This is a genomic window from Actinoallomurus acanthiterrae, from assembly GCF_054775715.1.
This window is the reverse complement of record NZ_BAAHCO010000001.1, coordinates 1,585,097-1,608,907: the sequence shown is the minus strand read 5'-3', so window position 1 is coordinate 1,608,907 and position 23,811 is coordinate 1,585,097. Positions and strand designations below refer to the sequence as shown.

19 protein-coding genes are annotated in these 23,811 nt (G+C 72.4%); 13 read left to right on the top strand and 6 right to left on the bottom strand.

Annotation, left to right across the window (positions count from 1 at the left end; all coding sequences use genetic code 11):
* The first annotated feature begins 353 nt into the window (after window positions 1–353).
* Window positions 354–4,586, top strand: a complete 4,233-nt coding sequence (locus ACYVF7_RS08005; RefSeq protein ID WP_460337127.1) for an FtsK/SpoIIIE domain-containing protein — start codon at window positions 354–356, stop codon at window positions 4,584–4,586.
* Window positions 4,587–4,719: 133 nt separating this feature from the next.
* On the opposite strand, the gene ACYVF7_RS08000 is transcribed toward ACYVF7_RS08005, so the two are convergent.
* The 3 genes from ACYVF7_RS08000 to ACYVF7_RS07990 form a co-directional block, all read right to left on the bottom strand.
* Window positions 4,720–4,989 (bottom strand): WXG100 family type VII secretion target, encoded by a 270-nt coding sequence (locus ACYVF7_RS08000; protein WP_460337124.1) that lies wholly within the window; start codon window positions 4,987–4,989, stop codon window positions 4,720–4,722.
* 431 nt (window positions 4,990–5,420) lie between these two features.
* A complete protein-coding gene (locus tag ACYVF7_RS07995; RefSeq protein ID WP_460337121.1) occupies window positions 5,421–6,671 on the bottom strand; it encodes an MFS transporter in 1,251 nt (416 codons plus the stop codon).
* 173 nt (window positions 6,672–6,844) lie between these two features.
* The gene (locus ACYVF7_RS07990; protein WP_460337119.1) at window positions 6,845–7,453 is read right to left on the bottom strand and encodes a hypothetical protein; all 609 of its coding nucleotides are present in this window, start codon (window positions 7,451–7,453) and stop codon (window positions 6,845–6,847) included.
* Between the two features lie 127 nt (window positions 7,454–7,580).
* Here ACYVF7_RS07990 and ACYVF7_RS07985 point away from each other — a divergent pair, with 127 nt between their 5' ends.
* On the top strand, window positions 7,581–8,318 hold the full coding sequence (locus ACYVF7_RS07985; protein WP_460337116.1) for a class I SAM-dependent methyltransferase: 738 nt from the start codon (window positions 7,581–7,583) through the stop codon (window positions 8,316–8,318).
* 131 nt (window positions 8,319–8,449) lie between these two features.
* Window positions 8,450–10,210, top strand: a complete 1,761-nt coding sequence (locus tag ACYVF7_RS07980) for an acetyl/propionyl/methylcrotonyl-CoA carboxylase subunit alpha (RefSeq protein WP_460337113.1) — start codon at window positions 8,450–8,452, stop codon at window positions 10,208–10,210.
* 24 nt (window positions 10,211–10,234) lie between these two features.
* Here the strand turns inward: ACYVF7_RS07980 and ACYVF7_RS07975 are convergent, their stop codons facing one another.
* From ACYVF7_RS07975 to ACYVF7_RS07965, 3 genes are read right to left on the bottom strand one after another with little or no spacing between them, the layout of a single operon-like run.
* The gene (locus ACYVF7_RS07975; RefSeq protein ID WP_460357826.1) at window positions 10,235–10,660 is read right to left on the bottom strand and encodes a VOC family protein; all 426 of its coding nucleotides are present in this window, start codon (window positions 10,658–10,660) and stop codon (window positions 10,235–10,237) included.
* Window positions 10,661–10,686: 26 nt separating this feature from the next.
* The gene (locus ACYVF7_RS07970) at window positions 10,687–11,196 is read right to left on the bottom strand and encodes a pyridoxamine 5'-phosphate oxidase family protein (protein ID WP_460337110.1); all 510 of its coding nucleotides are present in this window, start codon (window positions 11,194–11,196) and stop codon (window positions 10,687–10,689) included.
* Between the two features lie 13 nt (window positions 11,197–11,209).
* Window positions 11,210–11,752 (bottom strand): cysteine dioxygenase family protein, encoded by a 543-nt coding sequence (locus ACYVF7_RS07965; RefSeq protein WP_460337107.1) that lies wholly within the window; start codon window positions 11,750–11,752, stop codon window positions 11,210–11,212.
* 106 nt (window positions 11,753–11,858) lie between these two features.
* Between ACYVF7_RS07965 and ACYVF7_RS07960 the strand changes: the two genes are divergently transcribed.
* From ACYVF7_RS07960 to ACYVF7_RS07915, 10 genes are all read left to right on the top strand, one after another.
* Window positions 11,859–14,516, top strand: a complete 2,658-nt coding sequence (locus ACYVF7_RS07960; RefSeq protein WP_460337104.1) for an ATP-binding protein — start codon at window positions 11,859–11,861, stop codon at window positions 14,514–14,516.
* A gap of 169 nt (window positions 14,517–14,685) precedes the next feature.
* The gene (locus ACYVF7_RS07955) at window positions 14,686–15,540 is read left to right on the top strand and encodes a hypothetical protein (RefSeq protein ID WP_460337101.1); all 855 of its coding nucleotides are present in this window, start codon (window positions 14,686–14,688) and stop codon (window positions 15,538–15,540) included.
* A gap of 77 nt (window positions 15,541–15,617) precedes the next feature.
* Complete coding sequence (locus ACYVF7_RS07950; RefSeq protein ID WP_460337098.1) at window positions 15,618–16,805, top strand: hypothetical protein; 1,188 nt, start codon at window positions 15,618–15,620, stop codon at window positions 16,803–16,805.
* Window positions 16,795–17,919 carry a hypothetical protein gene (locus tag ACYVF7_RS07945; RefSeq protein WP_460337097.1) on the top strand — a complete coding sequence of 375 codons (1,125 nt, stop codon included), beginning with the start codon at window positions 16,795–16,797 and terminating at the stop codon, window positions 17,917–17,919. Before ACYVF7_RS07950 ends, ACYVF7_RS07945 begins: the two co-directional genes overlap by 11 nt.
* Window positions 17,912–19,042: a hypothetical protein gene (locus ACYVF7_RS07940; protein WP_460337094.1), complete on the top strand. Its 1,131-nt coding sequence runs from the start codon at window positions 17,912–17,914 to the stop codon at window positions 19,040–19,042. Before ACYVF7_RS07945 ends, ACYVF7_RS07940 begins: the two co-directional genes overlap by 8 nt.
* Before the next feature lie 43 nt (window positions 19,043–19,085).
* Window positions 19,086–20,432, top strand: coding sequence for a hypothetical protein (locus ACYVF7_RS07935; RefSeq protein ID WP_460337092.1), 1,347 nt, complete (start codon window positions 19,086–19,088; stop codon window positions 20,430–20,432).
* Window positions 20,433–20,444: 12 nt separating this feature from the next.
* Window positions 20,445–20,786, top strand: coding sequence for a DUF5313 family protein (locus tag ACYVF7_RS07930; RefSeq protein WP_460357824.1), 342 nt, complete (start codon window positions 20,445–20,447; stop codon window positions 20,784–20,786).
* A gap of 236 nt (window positions 20,787–21,022) precedes the next feature.
* Window positions 21,023–22,240, top strand: a complete 1,218-nt coding sequence (gene trpB, locus ACYVF7_RS07925) for a tryptophan synthase subunit beta (RefSeq protein ID WP_460337089.1) — start codon at window positions 21,023–21,025, stop codon at window positions 22,238–22,240.
* Window positions 22,237–23,037: a tryptophan synthase subunit alpha gene (gene trpA / locus ACYVF7_RS07920; RefSeq protein ID WP_460337086.1), complete on the top strand. Its 801-nt coding sequence runs from the start codon at window positions 22,237–22,239 to the stop codon at window positions 23,035–23,037. Before trpB ends, trpA begins: the two co-directional genes overlap by 4 nt.
* A 20-nt stretch (window positions 23,038–23,057) precedes the next feature.
* Window positions 23,058–23,810, top strand: a complete 753-nt coding sequence (locus ACYVF7_RS07915; protein WP_460337083.1) for a GntR family transcriptional regulator — start codon at window positions 23,058–23,060, stop codon at window positions 23,808–23,810.
* The last annotated feature ends 1 nt before the right edge of the window (window position 23,811 follow it).

The following is a 23,811-nucleotide window of genomic DNA, read 5'->3' as shown; positions in this document are numbered from 1 at the left end:
CGTCAATGCGGCAACGACAGATTGTTTCGGCCACTGATGTCACCAACTAGTAAGGCGATCAAGCGAGTACTCGGCCTGACCCGCTGGAGAGACCCCGGCACCCTCTCTATCCTGGTCCGGCAGACGGCGAATCCGGAGGGGTAATGCGAATCTCGCTCACGGTGATGACCGATCACGGTCCCCGTGACGTCGTGGTCAACGGTGATTCCGATATGACGGTAGAAACCGTTGCGAGATCACTTATTACGGCGCTGAACACCGAGCCGGTCAAAGAGGCCCTCGCGGAAGTCGTTCACCTACCAAGCGCACGCTGGGTAACGGAATCCGCGCCGCCTCTCTGGGCGGGCGGACGCATGCTCGACCCGGCCACGCCCGCCGCGCGGGTGCTGCGCGACGGCGCGCTCGTGGCCCTCGACCCGGCCGACGCCGTCGCGACCGTCCTGACCGAGCCCTCCGGGAGCGCCGAGATCCGCGTGACCGGCGGCCCCGCCTCCGGCGCGGTGCACCGCATCGGCATCGGCGAGACCACCGTCGGCAGCGGCCCCGACGTGGACGTACGCCTCGGCGACCCGTCCGTGCCCCCGCACGCCCTGCTGATCACGGTCGAGTCGCACCGCGTCACCGTGAGCGGCCACCCCGACCTCGACGGCACTGTCGAGTGGCCGCCCGGCGGAGTCCTCATGGTCGGGTCGTCCGTACTGACGTACGTCCCGTCCACCACCCCGGACGCGCACCTGTCGCCCCTCGAGGACGGCGGGCTCGCCTACAACCGGCCACCGCGCCTGCTGCCGCCCGAGCGGCGCTCCGCCCTCGAAGTCCCGCAGCAGCCCCCGCCGAGCCGGCGGGAACGGCTCCGCCTGCTCGGGTCCCTGCTGTTCGCCGCGACCGGCGTCGTCATGGCCCTGGTCACCGGTCAGTGGTACTGGGTGCTGATGGCCCTGGCGTACCCCGTCATCCAGGTCGGCGAGTGGATCAGCGACCGGCTGTACGGCCGCAGGTCCAACAAGAAGGCGATGAGGGACTACCGGCACGCCAAGGCCGAGTTCGACGAGACCCTGGAGGCCCTGCGGCGCGCCGACGAGGACGACCGCCGCGCCCTCGCGCCCGACCCGGCCGAGGTGCTGCTGACCGCCACCGGCCCCCGGCGGCGGCTCTGGGAGCGCCGCCGCACCGACGCCGACGCGCTGCACCTGCGCGTCGGCGTGGCCGACCGGCCCGCCCGCATCGAGCTCACCCCGGGCCGCGGCGGCGACACCGAGCCCGTCATGCCCGAGCCGCCCGTCGCGCGCACCGTCCCGGTCACGCTGCCGCTCGCCGACCTCGGCGTGATCGGGCTGGCCGGGCCGCGCGACCGCTCCCGCGCCCTCGCCCGCTGGCTGGTCGCCCAGGCGGCCGCCCTGCACAGCCCCCGCGACCTGGCCATCGTCGTACTCTCGTCGGACCCCGACGGCGCCGAGCACTGGAACTGGGTGCGCTGGCTGCCCCACTCCACCCCCCGCGAAGGTGAGGAGTGCGTCGCCCTCATCGGCGCCGACCCCGAGTCGGTCGCCCGGCGCATCACCGAGCTCGCGATCCGCATCACCGAACGGCGCCGCGCCGCCGACCGTTCCCCGAGCGAGCCGCTCGGCGGCTCCGGCCCGTACGACATCCTCCTGGTCATGGACGGCGCGCGGCAGCTGCGCCGGGTGCCCGGCATGCCCCAGGTGCTGTCCGGTGGACCCATGGTCGGGCTGCACGCCATCTGCGTCGACGACGACGAGCGCCTCCTGCCCGAGGAGTGCACCGCCGTCGCCGTCTGGGACTGGGACCGGCCCGAGCATGTACGGCTGCGCGGCCACGGGCTCGACTCCATCGGCCCGATCCTGGCCGACCAGGTGTCCACCGGCTGGTGCGACCGCATGGCCCGCGCCCTCGCCCCCGTACGCGACGTGTCCCGCGACGACGCCGAGTCGATGGTCCCGCGCGAGGCCCGGCTGCTCGAGATCCTCGGCATGCCGACGCCCACCGCCGCCCACGTCCAGGCGATCTGGGCGGCCGGCGGCCGTACGACCACGGCGCCGATCGGGCTGTCCGCCGACGGGGTGTTCACCGTCGACCTGCGCGTCGACGGGCCGCACGGCCTCATCGCCGGCACGACCGGCGCGGGCAAGTCCGAGCTGCTGCAGACCGTCATCGCGTCGCTCGCGGTCGCCAACCGCCCCGACGAGATGACGTTCGTACTGATCGACTACAAGGGCGGCGCGGCGTTCAAGGACTGCGTGTCGCTGCCGCACGTCGCCGGCATGGTCACCGACCTCGACGGCCACCTCACCGAACGCGCCCTCGAGTCCCTCGGCGCCGAGCTGCGGCGGCGCGAGGAGATCCTGCTGCACGCCGGGGCCAAGGACATCGAGGACTACTACGAGCTGTACGACGACGGCGACCCCCGGGCGTCGTCCCGGATGCCGCGCCTCGTCCTGGTCATCGACGAGTTCGCCACGATGGCCGAGGAGCTGCCCGACTTCGTCGACGGCCTCGTCGACATCGGCCGCCGCGGCCGTTCCCTCGGCATCCACCTGCTGCTCGCCACCCAGCGTCCCGCCGGGGTCGTCACCGCCGACATCCGCGCCAACACCAACCTGCGGATCGCCCTGCGCGTCACCAACGCCGAACACTCCGCCGACGTCATCGACGACCCGTCCGCCGCCCGGATCTCCAAGTCCACCCCCGGCCGGTGCTACGTACGCTCCGGCGCCGCCGCCCCGCAGGCCGTCCAGTCGGCCCGGATCGGCGGCCGCCGCCCCGGCGCCCACACGGCCGTTCCCGCCGAGGTCGTCCCCCTTCCTTGGCCCAGCCTCGGCCGACCGCTTTCGTTGAGTGAGGCCGCCGAGGACGAGGCCACGACCGTCACCGACCTCAAGGCACTCGTCGCCGCGATCCGCGAGGCCGCCGACCGCGCCGGCCTCGACGACCAGCCGCCGCCCTGGCTGGAGCCACTGCCGTCCCGCGTCACGCTCGAGGACCTGCCCGCGGTCTTCACCGACCACGACGACGTGCCGCCACTCGCGTACGGCCTGACCGACCTGCCGTCCGCCCAGTCCCGCTCCGTCCTCGCCCTCGACCTCGTGCACGGCGGCCACCTGTACGTCGCCGGCGCGGCCCGCTCCGGCCGGTCGACCGTGTTGCGCACCCTGGCCGGCTCCCTTGCCGCGACCTGCGCACCGGCCGACGCCCACCTGTACGCCATCGACTGCGGCGCGAACGCCCTCCTCCCCCTGGTCGCCCTCCCCCACTGCGGCGCCGTCGTGGCCCGCGACCAACCGGAACGCGTCGAACGCCTCCTGGCGCGCCTCCACGCCGAGGTCGGCCGCCGCCAGCAGATCCTCGCCGCGACCGGCTTCTCCTCTCTAGCCGAACAACGCGCAGCGGTGGCCCCGTCCGAACGCCTGCCCTGGATGCTCCTCATGCTGGATCGCTGGGAGGGCTTCGTCGCCGCCTTCGAGAACTACGACTACGGCCGCCTCCTCGACTCCGTCCTGCGCCTCCTCCGCGAAGGCGCCGCCGTGGGCCTGCGCGCCGTCTTCACCGGCGACCGCACCGGCCTCACCGGTCAGGTCTCCACGGTCTTCGACGACCGCCTCATCCTGCGCATGGCCGACCCGAACGACTACACGTACGCGGGCGTCAACGAACGCCAGGTGCCGGGCGACATGCCGCCCGGCCGCGCGCTCGAGCCGGTCGGGCCGGGTGGCACCGCGCTGCGGGAGTCCCAGATAGCGTTGCTGACCGAGGTCGCGTCGGGCACCGCCCAGGTCGCCGCTTTGCAGCGACTCGCCCGCGAGGCGGAGCGCGCGTACGGTCGCCCGTTCCGCGACCAGCGGCCGCTGCACGTCGACGAGCTTCCGGTCCGCATCACGTATGCCGAGGCGCTGTCCTTGGACCCCGACTTCGTCGCGCCGTCCCCGCTGTGGGGGTTGGTGGGCGCGGGCGGCGACGAACTCGGCCCGGTGGGAGTCGACCTCCTGGCCGAAGGCCCCGGCTTCACCGTCGCCGGCCCGCCGCGGTCCGGCCGTTCCACCGTCCTCATGACCATGGTGACGTCGTTGCTCGACCCGAAGATCGGTGAGGGCACCGTGCCGGTGGTCCTCGTGTGCCCGCGCCGGTCGCCGCTGCGGGAGCTGCGCGGCGAGCCCGGCGTGCCGGCGGTGCTGGAGACTCCGGACGACGCCTACCGGTTCGAGGAGGTCGTCGACGGGATCAGCCGGTACGTGGTGGTGGTCGACGACGCGGAGCTCCTGGATTCGACCCCGTTCGACGACGTCCTCGTCCGGACGCTCCGGGAGGCCAGGGACGCCGAACAGGCGGTCATCATCGGCGGCACGACCCAGGACCTGGCCCGCGGCTACAGCGGTTTCATCGCCGACACGAGACGCTCCCGCACGGGCGTCCTCCTCGCCGTCAACTCCCCCGACGACGGCGACGTCTTCAACCTCCGCCTCCCCCGCCAGATCTCCGTCGACGGCCCGACGGGCCGCGGCCTCTTCGTCCGCCTGGGCCAGCCCAATCCCGTCCAAGCCGTCGTAGCCGCCGTGCAGGGACACCGTTGAGTCGCCGAGGCGAAAGACCGACGCGATGAGGCTTGAACAAGGACTTTCGTGCGGATCCTCATGACATGGTTTCGCAGTTCAGCACGCACGCATCGGGGTGCCGCAGCCCGCGGCACCCCGTCTCGGGAAGCGACTACTTGCCGACGTTTCGGAAGCCCTCGGCCCGGCTGTTGATGTCCTTGTGCGCCTCTTGGAAGGCGGCGACCATCTTGTCGAACGACGGCTTCGCCTGCGCCCACGCCTCGCGGAACCGGTTCGCGCCCGGCCCCTGCCAGATGCTCTGGCTGCTCTGCGTGTTCGAGTTGAGGTCTCTGATGATCTGGTCGAGCTCGTGGCCGTGCTTCTGGAAGAGACTGGCAAGCCTCTTCATGGCCTCGGGATCGCCGCCGTAGATGCCACCCATCAGCCGTCTCCTTTCCGTTCGCCGTCGCTTCCGCGTCGCTCGGTCGATTCCGATGCCCCGTCGCGCCGTTGCGGGCCATGCGGCGAGCATGCCGGGCGACACCGCGGATGAGCAGGTTGCAACAGGCCACGCTGGGCGCGGCGCTTCCCCGCCGACCCCAGGGGCGGCCCGAGCCGGCGCAGTGAGGGACGTCCCGAATCTGGAACCTGACCTCACTAGTGGTCCCTTTTCAGATTGCCGTGCCAATTAAGCATTGACAGCGGCGCCCACGGAACCCTTCCTCCTGTCCGCTTCCGGCCACCGACCTGCGACAAGATCGAACAACAACGGCCATGAAGCATATAACTCCACAGCCTGATGACCGAGGTTGATATCACCGATACTCGGCCCACTTCGGCTGGCCTATACCCATTCGTTCCCGAAAGCCGTGCTCACGTCTCTTGGTGGACGGGAGTCGGCGCGTCAGGGGTTCCGGCCGGTAGGCGGCGGATGGCGGGGATCGTGAGGGCGCCCAGGGCGGCGGCGAACTGCAGGACGCCCGTCAGCCAGAGGGCCGGGTAGGTGCCGAGTCCCGCCGCGAGCGGACCGGCCGTGGCCTGGCCGATGGGCTGGCAGGCGAAGGAGCCGAACCAGTCGTAGGCGCTGACCCGGGACAGGGCACCCGCGGGGACGTGGTGTTGGAGGGCCGTCTCCATGAAGGTGTTGAAGACCGTCATCCCGAGGCCGCAGAGGAGAGCGAGGCCGGCCACGGCGATGACGGGGAGGTGGGCCGCGAGGCCGACGGTGGGCAGGGCACAGAGGGCGAGGGCGAGTACGCCGGTCCGCAGTGGGCGTCTTGGGTGGATGTGGAGGACGGCGATGCCGCCGATGAGGGACCCGGCGCCGATGACGGCCTGGATGGTGGCCCATTCCGCCGGTCCACCGGACGATCGGGCGGTGATCGCCGGGCCGAGGACGTAGAACGCCGCGAACAGCAGGTTGGTGAGCGACGCCGTGGTGACAAGGGTCAGCAGCCAGGTTCTGGAGCTGAACTCCGTCCAGCCCTCCCGCAGGTCTCGTACGACGGACTGAGCCGGGGGCGGCCGGTGCGCGGGCGGTCGTAGCCGGGTGAGCATCATCGCGCTGAGACCGAAGGTGGCCGCGTCGGCGGCGATCGCCCATCCGGGGCCGGCCAGCGTGAGCAGGAGGCCGGCCACGACGGGGCCGGCGATCTTTCCGATCGAGATCGCCAGGCCGCGCAGCGCGTTGGCCTGCTGGAGGCGTCCGCTGGTGACGATGGCGGGGACGAGGCCGGTGGACGCGGGGTTGAACACGGCGCTCGCCGCGCCGTGCACGGCCTGGAGGGCCGCGAGTTCCCAGATCGTCGCGTGACCGGCGATCAGCAGCGCGGCCATCGTTCCCTGGCCGAGGAAGCGGGCCAGGTCGGCGACCACCATGATCCGGCGGCGGGGCAGCCGGTCGGCGATGACCCCGCCGACCAGCAGGCCCGCGATGAGAGTGATCGACTTGGCCGCCAGAACGTACCCGAGATCCGCGGGCGACCCGGTGAGGCCGAGGACCGCGAACGCCAGTGCGACGCCGACCATGCCGTCGCCGAGCAGCGACGCCGACTGGCCGATGAAGAACCGCCGGAAATCGGGTTCTCGCAGGACGGCGAGCGCTCCGGCGGCACTCGGGCGCATCACTTCTCCCTCCGGCGTCCCGCCCCGACGACGGCACCTGCGGGCTCGTCATGGGCGGATGAGAAGTTCGGTCATCGAGTACGGTCGGCGTCGCGCAATAGCGGAATGGCATCGGAAATCACCATGATCGCATGTTTGGATTCCCGCGCTGCTTTTGCAGCGTGAACCGCGATTCAGGCTGGTGGCGCGAGGCGGCCGGCGATCGTGGACAGTCGGTCCAGCGTGGCATCGACGTGGCCGAGTGGAATGCCGTCGGCCCTATTCCACGTCAGGATTGACGTGCCCGAGATGCGCCATGCCTGAGCAGGCCCGTCGAGCAGAACGGGGGCGAGCTCGCGCAGCGCCCCGCCCGCCCAGGTGGGGTCGTCGGTGTGGACGTGGAACCGCCCGTCCACGCGCGGATCGCCGGTCTCGACACCCGGTCGCTCGGGCGGCACCGACGTGCGCGGCGTCAGCTGCAGGCGCGGCACCGGAGCGGGCAGGTCGAGCAGGGCGGCGATCCAGTAGGACGAGTTCTCCCAGCCTCGGCGGCCGAAACTGTCATCGAGGATCTCCTGTTCACGCCTGTATCCGAAGACGACCGCAGACCGGTCGCGATACGCACCGCGCATCACATTCCACAACCGGTGCCGGTGGCGACCGAATACCGGGTACGGAAACGCGTCCGGGGCCCGCTCAGGCGGGTGGAACGGCTCCCCACGAAGTTGCTCGAGGAGCGCGCTTTCTTCCTTGCGCGAGATGCCGCAAGTCCAGCCGCGCTCGGCAGCGAACGTCCGAAGCATGAGGTGTCTCCTGCCGAAGCGCTTCACTCGTCCGTACCGTATCCCGCCGAACACCCGAAAAAGGCGAATCCGTACCCGCGCAACACACGATGAGCCGTTTCGTAGCTTATTTCGGTACGTTGTCGTCGTGCTGGACTATGACCGCGAGGCTGCGGGGTACGACGCGTCGCGAGGTGGAGAGGCGCGGGCCGAGGCCGCCGCCGCAGCGGTCGAGCGGCTGCTGCCGGAGGACACGCGCGTCCTGCTGGACGTCGCGTGCGGTACGGGGATCGTGACCAGGCGGCTGACCCGTCCTGGGCGCCTGGTGGCCGGCGTCGATCGCTCCCCGGGCATGGCCGCGGTCGCCTCGACTCGGCTTCCCGGTGCCGTGGCCCTGGGCGACGGGGCAAGCCTTCCGATGAAATCCGCCCATGCGGATGCCGTCGTGCTCATCTGGCTGCTTCACCTGCTCGACGACGCGGCGCCGGTGCTCGCCGAGGCCGCGCGCGTGCTCCGGGCCGGAGGCGTCCTGATCACCACGGTGGACAAGAACCAGGCCGCCTTCGCCGTCGACAGCGATGTCGCCGCGGTGACGGCCGCCGCACGGCGTGCGTACGTCCCGAAGGGGCCCGACCACGTGGACCGCGTGGTCGCGTCGGCGGCCGGGCACGCTCTTCAAATCGTCGGAGAGACGACCTTCGCCGGGATCGGGCAGGGCCGGAGTCCGCGGCAGTGGCGCGAGCGGATCCTGGAAGGCCGGATCCCCTGGGCCCGCGCGGCCGATCCGGCGCGGATCGCCGAAGACCTGACCTCGCTGCCGGACCAGGAGGTAGCCCGTCCCGACCCCGTCTACCGGCTCGTCGCCCTGGGCCGACGGCCCGTGTGAAGGGTGACCGCCGGGGACGCCCGAGCAAGTGGTTGGTTACATTGGAGATCGCCACAACCCGACGGCCCTGGAGAATGAGAGAAGCCGGGTTGCCTAAACTCTGGTCGGTCGGCAAGAGCGAGGAGTCGCACGTGCGTAAGGTCCTGATCGCCAACCGGGGTGAGATCGCCGTCCGTATCGCACGGGCGTGCAGGGACGCCGGAATCGGCAGTGTCGCCGTCTACTCCGAGCCGGACCTGGACGGGCTCCACACGCGGGTCGCCGACGAGGCGTACGCGCTGGGCGGGCAGACGGCCGCCGAGAGCTACCTCGACATCGACAAGCTGCTCCGGATCGCCAAGGAGAGCGGCGCCGACGCCGTGCATCCCGGGTACGGGTTCCTCGCCGAGAACGCCGGGTTCGCCGAGGCGGTGATCGACGCCGGGCTGACCTGGATCGGCCCGCCGCCGAGCGCGATCATGGCGCTGGGCGACAAGGTACAGGCGCGGCACATCGCGCAGAAGGTCGGCGCTCCGCTGGTCTCGGGCACCAAGGACCCGGTCCGGGACGCCGACGAGGTCGTGGAGTTCGCTCGCGAGCACGGCCTGCCGATCGCCATCAAGGCGGCGTTCGGCGGCGGAGGCCGCGGGTTGAAGGTGGCCCGTACGCTCGAGGAGGTCCCCGAGCTGTACGAGTCGGCCGTCCGCGAGGCGGTCTCGGCGTTCGGGCGCGGGGAGTGCTTCGTCGAGCGTTACCTCGACAAGCCGCGTCACGTCGAGACCCAGTGCGTCGCCGACCAGCACGGCAACGTCGTCGTGGTCTCGACGCGTGACTGCTCGCTGCAGCGCCGGCACCAGAAGCTGGTGGAGGAGGCCCCGGCCCCGTTCCTGTCGGAGGAGCAGCTGGCGACCCTGTACTCCAGCTCGAAGGCGATCCTGCGGGAGGCCGGGTACGTCGGCGCGGGGACCTGCGAGTTCCTCGTCGGCCAGGACGGCACGATCTCGTTCCTCGAGGTGAACACCCGTCTCCAGGTCGAGCACCCGGTGACCGAGGAGGTCGCCGGCGTGGACCTGGTCCGCGAGCAGTTCCGCGTCGCGGAGGGCGAGGAGCTGGGCTACGACGACCCGGAGTTGCGCGGGCACTCGATCGAGTTCCGCATCAACGCGGAGGACGCCGGCCGCAACTTCCTTCCCGCGGCGGGAACGATCACCCGGTGGAGCCCCCCGAGCGGGCCGGGCGTGCGCCTCGACTCGGGCTTCGAGCAGGGCATGACGGTCCCGCAGATGTACGACTCGATGATCGCGAAGCTCGTCGTCACGGGCGCGAACCGGACGGAGGCGCTCCAGCGGGCCCGGCGGGCACTCGCGGAGTTCGAGGTCGGCGGAATGCCCACGGTCATCCCGTTCCACCGCACGGTCATCGAGGACCCGGCGTTCGTCGACGCGCCGTTCCGGGTGCACACGCGCTGGATCGAGACCGAGTTCGACAACACGATCCCGCCGTACGACGGGGCCGTGGAGACCGAAGAGGCGGCCGAGCGGGAGAGGGTCACCGTCGAGGTCGGCGGCAAGCGCATCGAGGTGGTGCTCCCCGCCGGGCTGGGCGCCACCGCCTCCACCGGCGCCTCCGGATCCGGCCGCGCGACCCCGTCCCGGCGACGTGGCGGCAAGAAGGGCGGCGCGGCGGCGGCCGGTGGAGACGCCCTGGTCAGTCCGATGCAGGGCACGATCGTCAAGATTCTCGTCGAGGACGGCGCCACGGTCGAGGCGGGAGCCACCATCGTGGTCCTCGAGGCCATGAAGATGGAGCAGCCGCTCACGGCGCACAAGGCGGGCACCGTCACCGGGCTGTCCGCGGCGGTCGGCCAGACGGTCTCCAACGGCGCCGTCATCTGCGAGATCAAGGACTCCTAGTACGGCGACGGCCGGTCGCGCTCCTCACCGAAGCTGCTCGGCCAGCGCGACGATGACGCCCTGGGGGCCGCGGACGTAGCAGAGCAGGCAGATGTCCTCGTACCGCGCGATCTCGCCGATGAGTTCGGCGCCGTGGGGGCGCAGGCGGGCGACGGTGTCCTCGATGTCGTCGACCTCGAACATGATGCTGCGGATGCCCAGTGTGTTCGACGGTGCGGGGTCCGGTTCGGCGCTGATCGCCGCCGGCGAGTGGAACTTCGTCAGCTCGAGCTTGCCGTGGTCGTCCTGGGTCCGCATCATCGCGATGTCGACGCGGAGGTCGTCGAACCCGTTGACCCGCTCCGCCCAGCGTCCCTCGACCGGGGCCCTGCCCTCCAGCTCCATGCCGAGTTCGGTGAAGAAGGCGATGGCGGCCTCAAGGTCGGCGACGACGATGCTGACGTGGTCCATTCGCTTGAGTGTCATGTCCCCTGGCCTTAGGAGTCGGTCGCCTGGCGTTCGGCCTGCTGCTGGATCAGTTCGGCGACGGCGCTCGGGAGGGTCGTCTCGAAGTCGATCAGTTTCGCCCAGGTCGGGGTGACGACGATGCGGACCATGCCCTCGTGGTAGAGCGAACGCACCCCGGCCTCCCACTCGACCCGTTGCTCGGGCGTCATCTGGTAGGTGCCGTTCATCTCGAGGTACTCGTCCGGGATGCCGTCGGTGACGTCGAGCTCGGCCTGGCCGCGGATGAGCAGGATCTTGGGCGGGTGTACCTCGGTGTCGATCGTCAGGGCGACCGCCGGGTTCTGGCGGAGGTGGGCGAGCTTCGGGGCGTTCTTCGCGGTGCACATGACGATCTCGGTGCCGTTCCAGCTGAACCCGATGGGAACGTTCCGGGGCGTGCCGTCCTTGGCGACGTACGCCAGGCGGGTGAGGTCGCGGGCCAGCAGCTCCTGGCTCAGCGGGCGGTTCAGGATCTCGGTGGTCTCGTTCGGCGTGGTCACGTCGTGTCTCCTGTCAGCTCTGGACCGGGAGGTCGTAGAAGCGGCGGGCGCTGGAGCCCATGCGGTTCAGGTCGGTGCCGTAGATGTGCAGGGAGACGGCGGTCTCGTCGCCGATGTTACGGACGCGGTGGATGTCGCCGGGCGGGGCGAAGGCGCTGACCTCGCCGGTCGTGTTCGGGTTGTGGCCGGCCTCGATCAGGGTCGTGCCGTCTTCGGAGAGGGTGAACAGGTCCTCGTGCTCCACACCGGTCAGGACGCCGAACACGCACCAGGTCACGTGGTCGTGGATGCGGGTCAGCGCGCCGGGCTGCCAGGCGATGGCCACCATCGAGAACGAGCCGTCCGGCTCCACGTGCAGGCGGTGGCTGCGGTACGTGCCGCGCTCGCCGCTGAGCAGGTCCGCGGGAAGCAGGCCGGGCGAGGGCAGGTGCTCGCGGAGTGCGTCCCCCACGTACGACGCGGTCTCGCGCCAGCCGGCGTTGCGGGCGATCGCGCCGCGTACGGCGGTGAGGAGTTCGTCCAGCTCTGCGGCGGGGCGCACGGTTAGGGTGTTCATGGTTCCTCCCCTGTCAGGTGCCTCCAGCGTCGCCCCGACGGGGAGGTGCGGTCATCCGTGCTGACCGCGGAACACCACGGATGCTGCCACGGAAAGGGGCCCAGGGGTGGCGGAGCGGATCTCTGAGCGGGAGGCCGAGGTGCTGGCCGCGCTGGGCGCGCGGCTGTCCAACGCGCAGATCGCGAATCGGCTGCACATCTCCGTGCGCACGGTGGAGAGTCACGTGTCGTCGCTGCTGCGCAAGTACGGCATGGCCGACCGGTGGGCGCTGGCCGAGCTGGCCCGCTCCGGGGAGCGGGAGCCGGGCCGGGTGGCCGGGTTGCCGGTGTCCGGGACGACGTTCGTGGGCCGTGCGGCCGAGCGCGCCACCGTACTGGCCGCGGTCGAGCAGGCCCGGCTGGTGACGCTGCTGGGCCCGGGCGGGGTGGGCAAGACCCGGCTGGCCGCGGTGGCGGCCGAGGAGGCCGTGGCGCTGTTCCCGTCCGGCGGGGCTTTCGTGGACCTGGTGCCGGTACGCGACGGGTTCGTGGCCCGCGCGGTCGCGACCACGCTCGGGGTGACCGAGGGCTCGCACCAGCCACTGGAGGAGGCGGTCGCGGCGCGGCTGGGCACCGGGCGGTCGCTGCTCGTGCTGGACAACTGCGAGCACGTGATCGACGAGGCCGCCGAGTTCGCCGAGCGGATCCTGGCCGCCTGCCCAGGCACTCGCGTGCTCGTGACCAGCCGGGAACGCCTCGGCGTACCGAACGAGCGCAGCGTGCCGATCGCCCCGCTGCCGCTGGGCTCGGACGCCGAGCGGCTGTTCCACGACCGGGCGCTGGCCGCGGACCCCCAGTTCGTGGCCGAGCCCGCGGTGGTCGCGGAGCTGTGCGCGCGGCTGGACGGCATGCCGCTGGCGATCGAGCTGGCCGCGGCCCGGGGTGCGTCGCTGGGCCCCACGGGACTGCTCGCGGCGCTCGACGACGCGCTGCGGCTGCTGTCCGGCGTACGCGGCGGCGACGAGCGGCACCGATCGCTGCGCGCGGTCCTGTCGTGGAGCTACGACCTGCTCGATGAGGAGGAGCAGACGCTGTTCCGGCGGCTCGGGGTGTTCGTCGGGGCCTTCGACATGGACGCCGCGGCCGCCGTCGGCGGAGAGCGCGCGGGCGTCGCGGACCTGCTCGGCCGGCTGGTCGACAAGAGCCTCGTGGTGCACGTACGCGGGCGGGTCAGCCGCTGGCGCCTGCTGGAGACCGTACGCGCGTTCGCGCTGGCGCAGATGACGGCCGCGGGCGAGGAGGACAAGACGAGGACGCGGCACCTCCGCTGGGCCGCCGGCGCGGCGTCCGCCGCCGAGGGCAGGATCGGTGATCCCACATGGCGCGAGGACTTCGACGCCATGGCCGCGGACCTGCGCGCCGCGCTGGCCGCGGCCGGCGGCCCGGGCGAGGTGACGCACCGGCTGGCGAGCGCGCTGGCACACCTGACCTTCGCCCGCCGCCACCTGCTGGAGTCCTTCGCCCACCACCGGACCGCCGCCGCGCTAGCGACGAGCGCCGCGTCGGCCGCGCGCGACCTGCGCGCGGGAGCCGGGTGCGCGCACGTGAGCACCACCTCCAACCAGCACGTGTTCGAGCTGCTCCTGGAGGCCGCCGAACAGGCGGCACGGGCCCGCGACGACCGCGGCCGGGCGATCGACCTGGCCCGTGCGGTCGAGACGGCCTGCCGGTTCCCCGAGGCGTTCGAGACCAGCGTCCCGTACGAGCGCCTGCGCGGCCTCCTCGACGAAGCGGCCGCGGCCGGACCCGGCGACGACCCGGAGGTCACGGCGCACCTGGCGCTGGCCCACGCGTGGCTGGCCGGCCCGGACAAGGGCGCACCCGACCCCGCCCTCACCGCCGCCGCCCTCGCCGCCACCCGGGCGACCGCGGACCCGGTCCTGGTCAGCTCCGGCCTGTGCGCCGCCGGGACCGCGGCCCTGCACGCCGGACGACTACGCGAGGCCAACCGCATCACCCGCGAACGCCTGGCGCTGCTGCCGTCCATGGACCGCGACGACCCGTACTGCGCACCGGAGATCTGCAACACCTACGGCCGCGCCTGCGTCTACGCGATCATGACCGGCGACCTGCCCGGCGCGATGGCCGCCGCCCGCGCCGGCATCGACGACGACCTGCTGCGCGATACCCACATCACGGCCAGCCGCCTCGTCCAGCCCCTCGCGCTGACCGGCCGCTTCCACGACGCGATCGGCCACGCCGAACGAATGCTGGACCAATGGGAACGCGCCGGACGCCCCGCCCCGCTCTGGATGCTGCCGGCCGTGAGCATGACGGTGCTGGCCAGCGCGATGCTCGATGAGCCGGGGCCGGTGGCGCTGTGGCGGGCGCATGCCGCGGAAATGGCCGGCGGCACGCTCGGCACGGCACCGGTCGCGGCGTTCGTCGACGCCCGCCTCGCCCTCCACGACGAGCGGTACGACACCGCCGAACCCCTCGTACGCACGGCCTTCACCGTCGACGCCCCATTGGACAAATACCTCGCGTACGCGCGGGCGGCGGGCGCGGAACTGGCCGTGGCCGCACGCCTGCCCGACGCGGCGGACCTGCTGGCGGCGGCCACCCCGCTCGCCGAAGAGAACACCTGGGCGGCGGCCTGCCTCGCCCGTGCCCGCGGGCGCCTCCACGACGACCACGCCGAACTCGCCCGCGCCCTCACAGCGTTCGAACGCCTGGACGCACAGGCCGAACGCGACCACACCCAAGCCTTGCTGGCGCGGCTCTAGTACCGCAAACGGCCAATCGTGATTTCGGAGAGTTGATCTCGGCCTCCGATGGCCTGTAGTCGCCGGGTCGGTATGACGGAGCGTACGCGGTCACTGACGGGGCGAATGATCCTCGCGAACGCTCGCCGGTAGGCTCCAGGCCGTGTGGCCAGTGCGTTTTGTCCCAGCCGTGACCGCTGTGGCGCTCGGTGCCGGGTTGGGGCCCTTCGCGCCGACCGTCCCGGTGCAAGCTACGCCCGAGCCCCACGCGGCCGCGACCGTACGGGCCGCCGAGGTCGATCGGGGTGCCGTGCGGGCTCCCACGGCGCTCGCGTCTCCGGTACGGACGCGGGGCCCAGGTGCGCGACCGTCGCCGGACGGAACGACGCCGGCTCCGGCCGTGGTCACCAAGGCCGACTACATCGCCGCGCGACTCGCTCACGATCCCGTCTTCATCAGCGACCACGTGCCGCGCGACGTGTCCCCGGAAGACGCCGGGAAGATCCGGGCGGCGGTGCGCATGATGCCGGTGCCGACCTACCTCGCCGTGGTCGCCGAGACCCAGGCGGAGAACGATCCCTTCAAGAGCCCCACGGCCCTGATCGCCCTGCTCCACGACAAGCTGCAGCGGCCCGGCGTGTACGTCGTCATGCCGTCGAACGGTATCGGCGTGGACGTCGAACAATTCGGTACCAACCTGCCCATCGAACCGGCGGCCAACGAGATCATCTACTCCGAGCCGTACAACGCCGGTCCCGTGCGCGCCATCCGGCGTTTCGTGGACGACATCCGGTCCGGGCGGGCCCAGCAGCGTTACGACGAGGCGCACGCCAGGAGCAAGTCCGGCTGGGAGCCGAAGGCGTACCGGGAGGCGTCCGACACGATCGACGACGCCCAGCAGGCCGGAGCGTTCTCGGGACTGGGTGTGGCGGCCCTCGCCGTGGCCTGGATCGCGTGGCGGTCCGGGAGAAGGCGGCCCCGCGCCGAACAGGTCGGCGGCAGGCGACCCCGGAGCCGGCGCGCCCGCGGAAGGAGAGCCCGCTGATGCGCCGCCTCCCTCCGCTCACACGCCCACCCTCGCCGACGCGCGGGCCATCGCGCGCACGCCCGTCGGCGCGCCGGGTGACCGCCGCTCGCCTGCTGCGCCGGTGGACGCACGTGCCCATGAGCCGGTCGCTCGCCGCGGGGCTGCTCGCCCTGTCGTTCCTGGCGGCAGCCGGGACGGCGTCGGCGGCGGGCACCGACCGCCTGGACCGGATCGCCGCCGCGTTGCGCCGGTCGCCCGTCTTCGTCGACCCGGACGTCTCGTATCTGCTGGACGCCCGCGACCGGGCGGCCCTCGGGAAGCAGATCGGCGCGGCCGGCGTCCCGATCTACCTGGTCGGCGTGCCGCTGCTGCGCGAGGACGAGTCCGGCGGTGAGGCCGACTACTTCACCTACCTGCTGCACCGGCGCCTCGGCCGGCCCGGCGTCTACCTGGTCGCCGACCAGAACGGCGAGCTGGACTGGACGTCCTACCAGGTCCCGCGGAAGGCGTCGCTCGACCTCGGCGCCGCGAGCGGCGACACGTCGCTGCCCGGGCGCCTGCGCGAGGTCATCGACGCGTTCGCCCGCGCGCCGTCGGCCGCGCCGTCCACGCCGCCGACACCCCGTACGCCGGAGCCGAACGAACGGCACCAGACGCCGTCGACCGCGAAGTTGGCCGGCGAGTTCGCGAAGGTCTTCTTCCCGGTACTGATCTTTTCGGTCATCGTGCTGTGGCCGCTGTGGCTGATCTTGCGGCTGGTCTTTGTCGGGGTGCGCCGGGCGGTTCGCGGCGACTCCCGCGCTTTCACACAGCGGAGGCTGCGGAGGAGGGCCGCCGCGGAGCTCACCCGGCTGGCCGAGGCCCTCGGTCACGCGAGCGGCAACCGTGGCCGCGGCCGGGCGACCGCCGACTACGACGCGGCCCGGCTGCTGTACGACGAGCGGAGCGACCCGGGCAGCCTGTTCGGGGTGGTCGTGCTGGCGCTCGACGGGCAGGACGCGCTGCGGGCGGACACGGCGACGCCGGACCCGCGGTGCATGGTCGACCCGCTGCACGGCCCGGCGCCCGAGACTGTCCGGGTCCGGCTGCCCGGGCTGCCGGAGCGCAGGCGGCCGCTGTGCGCGGCCTGCCAGCAGGCCGCGAAGGAGGAACGCCGGCCCCTCATGCTGATCATCGACGGCGAGAAACGCCCTTACTACCAGGCACCCGGTCTGTGGGAGAGGATCCGGGGCCGGCACGCGAACCTTCCCGAAGACGTTCTGGAGTACCTCGGTGTCGAGTGACGGAGTCGCGATCGCCGCAGCGCTCCGGCGCTCCCCCGTGTACGTCGATCCGGCGTACGAGGGGGCGCTGCCGGCGGCGCGCCAGGAGTGGCTGGCGAAGCGGATCCGGCGATCCCCGATCCCGATCTACGTGGTCCTGGTGCCGCTCGTCGCCGGTGGGACCTGGCAGAGCTCGGAGCAGGTCACCACCGTCGTCCGGTCGCACCTGGGCCGGGACGGCGCGTACGTCACGCTCGACACCGACTTCGGCGACGTGTTCGACGTCGTGATGTGGGGCGGGACCGATGAGCAGCGGCGGTCGGCCCATGACGCCGGGTGGGCGATGTCCCTCGATCGGCGGTACGACAAGTCCTCTCTCGCCGACCGGCTCGATCGCTGCGTCGAGCTGATCGCGACGGGCAAGGGCACCGAGGCGTACGACAAGGCTCACGACGAGGCGTTCCCGCCGGGCCCGCCCGGCGCTCCGACGCGAACGAGGTCGCCCGCTCCGCGGGGCGTCCGTCACGACGACGGCACGCCCGTCGGCATACCCGTCGCGGTCGCGGCGGCGGTGCTGGCGGGCGGCGGGGCGCTGGTGTGGCTGCTGCGCCGTCGGCGGGCGCGCGCCGCGCACGACCGGCTCGCCCTGCCGCACCGGGTGTTCGGTACGGCGCGGCGCGCGGACGAGGACGAGCTGCGGGCCCGCGCCGAGCAGGACGTGATCGCGCTGGGCGAGCTGCTCGACGACGCCGAGGGCGATCCGTCCGAGCTCGGCCGTGCTCTGGACGCCTACACCGCGGCGGGTAAGGCGCTCGACCGGGCCGAATCGCTCGCCGACCTGGCGGGCGTGCTCGTACTCGTTCACCTCGGCCGGACGCAGCGGGACGCTTCACCGCTGTGCTATTTCGATCCGCGGCACGGTGAGGGCGCGATCGCGGTCACGTGGCGTTCCCCCGGCACGCGTACGAGGCGTGACGTGCGGGTCTGCCCGCGATGCGCCCGGGCCGTACGCGACCGGGAGGTTCCGGACGTACTGCTCGACGACGGGCGGCCCTACTACGAGCGTGCGACGGTCTGGGCGGAGACCGGGTACGGCCAGTTCGGCGACCTGGTGGGAAGGATCCTCGATGAGTGAGGCGGGCCGGATCGCGGCGGCGCTACGGCGGTCGCCGGTCTACGTCGACCCGTCGCTGGCCTCGGCGGTCCCGCGACCCGAACGGCTCCTCGACGTGATCAAGCGGGCGCCGATGCCGGTGTTCGCGGTGATCGTCCCGCTGGTGCCGGGCGGCACGTGGCCGGACTCCGATCATCTCGCCGACGACGTGCACCGCCGGCTCGGCCGGGACGGCGTCTACCTCACCCTGGACGCGGAGTCGCCGGGCCGGATCCGCGCGTACGAGTACGGCGTCGACCGCGACGCCATCGAGGCGGCCGGCGCCGTCTCCCTCGATCGCACCATGGACAGCGCGTCGCTGACGGACCGGCTGATCCGCTGTGTCCAGCTCATGGCCAGTGGTCAGGCGCATGCCGCGTACCGGAAGCAGGCCGACGCTCTGGACCACGACGGCGGAGAGCCGAAGCCGCCCCGGCGGAGCGGGAACGGCGGAGCCCTCCCGTACGTCGTGGGCGGCGGGGCGGTCGCGCTGTCCGGCGTCGCCGCTCTACTCCTGTGGCGGCGCCGTCGGATGGCGGAGATCGACACCGCGGCGGTCCGGCGGCCCGCGGCGACCACCGCGCGGTCGGCCGCCGAGCTGCGCGAGCACGCCACCGCCGAGCTGATCCGGCTCGGCGAGTCCCTGGAGGACGCGCGAGGCGACGCGGACCTTCTCCAGCGCGCCCTCGACGCGTACGCGGCGGCCGGGAAGGTCCTCGACACGGACCGGACCGTGCCGGGGCTGGCCGGGGCTCTGGTGCTCATCGACATGGGACGCGACGCGTACGAGGCCGCCCGGCGGGGGAAGGCCCTGCGGCCCAGCCCGCTGTGCTTCTTCAACCCCCTGCACGGCGACGGCCGCGTGCCCGTGAGGTGGCGGGCCGTCGGCGGCCGCGACCGGATCGACGTACGGGCCTGCGCGGCCTGCGCGAAGGCGGTGCGGGACCACGACGCCCCCGACGTGCTCTTCGACGGCGAAGTCCCCTACTACGAAGTGGATCCGGAGGGTAGCGTGTGGTCAGCGACCGGTTACGGTCAGCTCAGGGACGGCCTGGTGCACCGGGTGCTACGCGGTGATCTCTCGGCGCGCAAGGAACCATCCTGACCGCTGGTTCGTCCAAGCTATTCGTAGCATTCACACTGATCACATGAAGGCCGCCATGAAGCTTCGCCGTTCGACGATTCCCGCCGCGGTGGCTGCCGTCGTCGCGTTGTTGTTCGCGTTCGCCGCGCCGGCGAGCGCCGATGGTTTCCAGGACGTGGTCCATGGCTTGAAGAGCCAGGGGTTCTACCTGTCCAAGGACGCCGGTGCGACGATGTCGAGCTCGGACCAGCAGAGCGTGGTCAGCGCGCTCAAGGACGACAAGTCGACGGTCCGGATGGCTGTCGTGAAGCAGAATCGGGTCACCACCGCCGGCCTGCGCCAACTCGATACCGCCCTGGGCAAGAAGGGCACCCTGATCCTGCTCGACGGCACCGGAACGCGGGTCCTCGCGGGGTCCCACGAGGGCCTGGGCAGCGACAAGATCAAGACGTTGGTGTCCCAGGCACGGGGTGACTCCTCCAACCTCAAGGACCTGCTGCTCAACCTGAACAAGCAGTTCGACAAGGCGGTCGCGGACAAGAAGTCCGGCTCGGCGACGGCCGGGTTCGTCGTGCTCGGCGTCCTGGTGCTCATCGTCGCGGGCATCGTGGGCCTGATCTTCGTCGCCCGCAAGCGGCGCCGGGAGCGGGAGGCCAGGCAGCTGGCCGAGCTCAAGGACAGCGTCTACGAGGACGTCACCCGGCTCGGCGAGGACATCACCGCGCTCAACCTCAACGTCATGGACCCGAGCCTCGACTCGGCCGCCCGGGACGACTACCAGCGGGCCATGGACTCCTACGACCAGGCCAAGGCGGCCGCCGACTCGGCGCGCCGGCCGGAGGACATGCGCAACGTCACCAAGGCTCTCGAGGACGGCCGCTTCTACATGACCGCGGTACGGGCCCGCCTCGACGGCCGGCCGGTGCCCGAGCGGCGCGCGCCCTGCTTCTTCAACCCGCAGCACGGCCCGTCGGTGCAGGACGTCATGTGGGCGCCCCCGGGCGGCGCGCCCCGGGAGGTCCCGGCCTGCGCCGCCGACGCGCAGGCGGTGCTGTCCGGCCAGAACCCGGACGCCCGCATGGTCACGGTCGGCGGTTACCAGCGCCCGTACTGGGACGCCGGACCGGCGTACGCGCCGTACGCCGGTGGCTACTACTCCGGCTTCGGCGGCGGAGACATGCTCGGTGGCCTGCTCATCGGCACGGCCCTGGGTTCGATGTTCAGCGGTGGCTTCGGCGGGCACGGTGGGTACGACGCGGGTTACGCGGCCGGCTACGACGCCGGCAACGACGACGGCGGCTGGGGCTTCGGCGGCGGTGGAGACGGCGGTGACGGTGGCTTCGACATCGGCGGCGGCGACTTCGGCGGCTTCGATGGGGGCGGTGACTTCGGCGGCGGGGGCGACTGGTGATGGAGGCCCCCACTGACCCGGCTGCCGGGTGACCCGACGCTCCTCCGGAGGGCCCTGTACACCGTCGGATTCCGGCTCCCTCCGGAGAACCGGAGCTGGGTCCGGCACGACCTGACCGACGCGGGGTGGCGTGGCCGCATGATGGCCCGCCACCTCGTTCTCATGTTCCCGATCTGCGTGCTGCTCGCACTGCTCCCCGCCGAATGGGGCATCCGGCTGGCCGTCGCCGCCCTCGCACTGCTGAGCAGCACCTTCGTCGTCGCCATCAACGCGACCGACATCCGGCAGGCGCGGCTGCGCCAGCACGGCCTGCCCGTCCCCGACGACCCGGAACGCGGCCACCCACCGCACTGACGAACCCCGGCACCGGGCGGGCTCACGTCGCCTTTTACGGCCTTTGACCTGGGATTTCGCGTCATCCACAGGGGTCGTCCACAGAAGTTATCCACAGCCCGTGGACAACTTCTCTCGCGCCACGGCACCCTTTCCCGAACTCCGCGCTGCCCGAAACGGGCTGGCGCGTCCGCCGCACCCTGTGTCACAGTTATAGAACTCTCGCGCAGAGATATATAACTCATGAGGAGGCGGGCATGGTGACGGACGTACGGGTGCGAGCGCCGCGGGAGGCGGTGGCGCGGCCCACGACGATGAGCGATCCGGGGCCGCGTGGCAGGTTCGGCGACCACGGCGGACGGTACGTGCCGGAGTCGCTGGTGGCGGCGTGCGGGCAGGTCGAGGAGGCCTTCCGCGCCGCGTGGGCCGATCCGGCGTTCCGCGCGGCCCTCGCGGCGCTGCTGGCCGAGCACGTCGGCCGCCCGACGCCGCTGACCCGGGCCCGGCGGCTGTCCGCCGAGCTGGGCATCGACCTCCTGCTCAAACGCGAGGACCTGGCCCACACCGGCTCACACAAGATCAACAATGTCATGGGGCAGGCGCTGCTGGCCGTCCGGATGGGCCGGACCCGATTGATCGCGGAGACGGGCGCCGGGCAGCACGGGGTGGCCACCGCGACCGCCGCCGCCCTGCTCGGCCTGCGGGCCACCGTCTTCATGGGCGAACGCGACATCGAACGGCAGGCGCTGAACGTCTTCCGGATGCGCCTGCTCGGCGCCGAAGTGATCCCGGTGACGACCGGCAGCCGGACGCTCAAGGACGCCACGAGTGAGGCGATGCGCCACTGGGTCGGGGCGCTCGAGGACTCTCACTACTGCATGGGGTCCGTCGTCGGGCCCCACCCGTACCCGTGGATGGTCCGAGAGTTCCAGCGGGTCATCGGCGACGAGGCGCGTGGGCAGTGCGCCGCCGAGCTCGCCGCCGGCGCGCCCGACTACGTCGTGGCCTGTGTCGGTGGAGGGTCCAACGCCGCGGGCACGTTCGCCGGTTTCGCCGACGGCCCGGCCCGGCTCGTCGGCGTCGAGGCCGAAGGCGGCTCCGGCGCGACCAACGGCCGGACCGGCGTGCTGCACGGCTTCCGCTCGCTGTTCCTGCAGGATGACGACGGCCAGATCACCGAGGCGCACTCCATCGCCGCCGGGCTGGACTACCCGGGGGTCGGGCCGGAGCACGCCCACCTGCGCGACCTCGGCCGGGCCCGGTACGTCACGGTCACCGACGAGGAGGTGGTCGACGCGGCGGTGCGCCTCGCCCGTACGGAGGGGATCGTCCCCGCGCTCGAGTCCGCGCACGCCGTCGCCTGGGTGATCCGCGCCGCAGGCGAGGGCGAGCTGCCCTCCGGTGCGACGGTCCTCCTCACGCTGTCCGGCCGCGGCGACAAGGACATCTCGACCCTCATGGAGGTGATGAAGTGAACCGGACGATGGCCCTCGGCTCACTCGAGAGGCACCTGCGGGACCGCCGGGACGGCGGCCGTACGCTGCTCATGCCCTTTCTGACCGGGGGGATCACGCCGGGCTGGACGGACCACCTGCGGGCGTTCGCCGAGGCCGGCGCCGACGCGATCGAGGTCGGGCTGCCGTTCTCCGACCCCACCCTCGACGGCGTCACCATCCAGGAGGCTTCGCACGCGGCGCTGGCGCGCGGGGCCACGGTGCGCGGGATCCTCGCCGACGTCGCCCGCCTGGGCGAACCGGCCGTGCCTCTGGTCGCCAGCACGTACTACAACCTGGTCCTGCGGGACGGGCCGGAGGCGTTCTGCGCGGCGCTGCGGGAGGCCGGGATCACCGGGCTGATCGTGCCGGACCTGCCACTCGACGAGGCCGACGAGCTGACCGACGTGGCGGCCGCCGCAGGCGTCGACCTGGCCCTGCTCGCCTCCCCGGCGACCCCGGAACCCCGGTTGGCGCGGATCGGCCGCCGCAGCCGCGGCTTCGTCTACGCCGTGTCGCTGATGGGCACGACCGGCGAGCGGGCCGCGCTCGCCGAGTCGGCGACGGCCCTGGCCGGGCGGATCAAGGAGAACACGGACCGGCCGGTGCTCCTCGGGTTCGGCATCTCGACTCCGGAGCAGGCGGTGGCGGCCGGCCGTGGCGCCGACGGCGTCGTCATCGGCGCGGCGCTGATGCGGCAGGTGCTCGACGGGTCCGGCCCGCGCCCCGTCGGCGCCTTCCTGGCTAAGATTCGCCGAGCACTCGACCAGGAGACCTGACCCGTTCACAAGGGAGGGCGATGGCCCGCGACACCGGCCAGGAGGCGAGGTACCGCACCATCGCCGCCGACCTCGCCGCGAAGATCAAGGCGGGCCACTACGCCCCCGGCGAGGCGCTCCCGCCGCAGCGCGAGCTGAGCGCCTCATACGGGGTCACCCTCATGACCCTCCGCCAGGCGCTGCGCCGGCTCAGCGACGAGGGGCTGATCGTGCAGCGGCCGGGCCGGGGCACGTTCGTCGCGCCGCCACACCTGGCGCTCGGCTCGCTCCGGAGCTTCGCCGACGATCTGCGGGAGCAGGGGCACGAGGTGCGCACCGTCGTGCTCGGCCGGTCCGTGCGCCGGGCGCCGGCCCGGGTCGCCGCGCGGCTGCGCAGCCGTCCCGGCGAGACCGCGCTCCGGCTGGAGCGGCTCCGGGAGTTCGCCGGGCGTCCGGCGATCCACCAGGTCTCCTGGATCCGGCAGCCGTACGCCGAGCAGGTCCGCGACCGGGACTTCACCGGCGTCTCCCTGTACGGCGCCCTCGCCGACGCCGGTGTCGCCGTGGCGCGCGCCTCGGAGGCGATCCGCCCCGGACTGCTGGAGCCCGCTCTCGCGGAGCACCTGAAGGAGCCGGCGGGCAGCCCGGTCTTCACCAGCGACCGGATCACCTACCTGATCGACGGCACCGCCATCGTCGACGACCACGCCACCATCCTCGGCAGCATGATGGAGATCGGCACCGAGCGGGCCGCGACCGGCCTGTCGCTCACGTGGGGAGCGACAGGCCGATAGC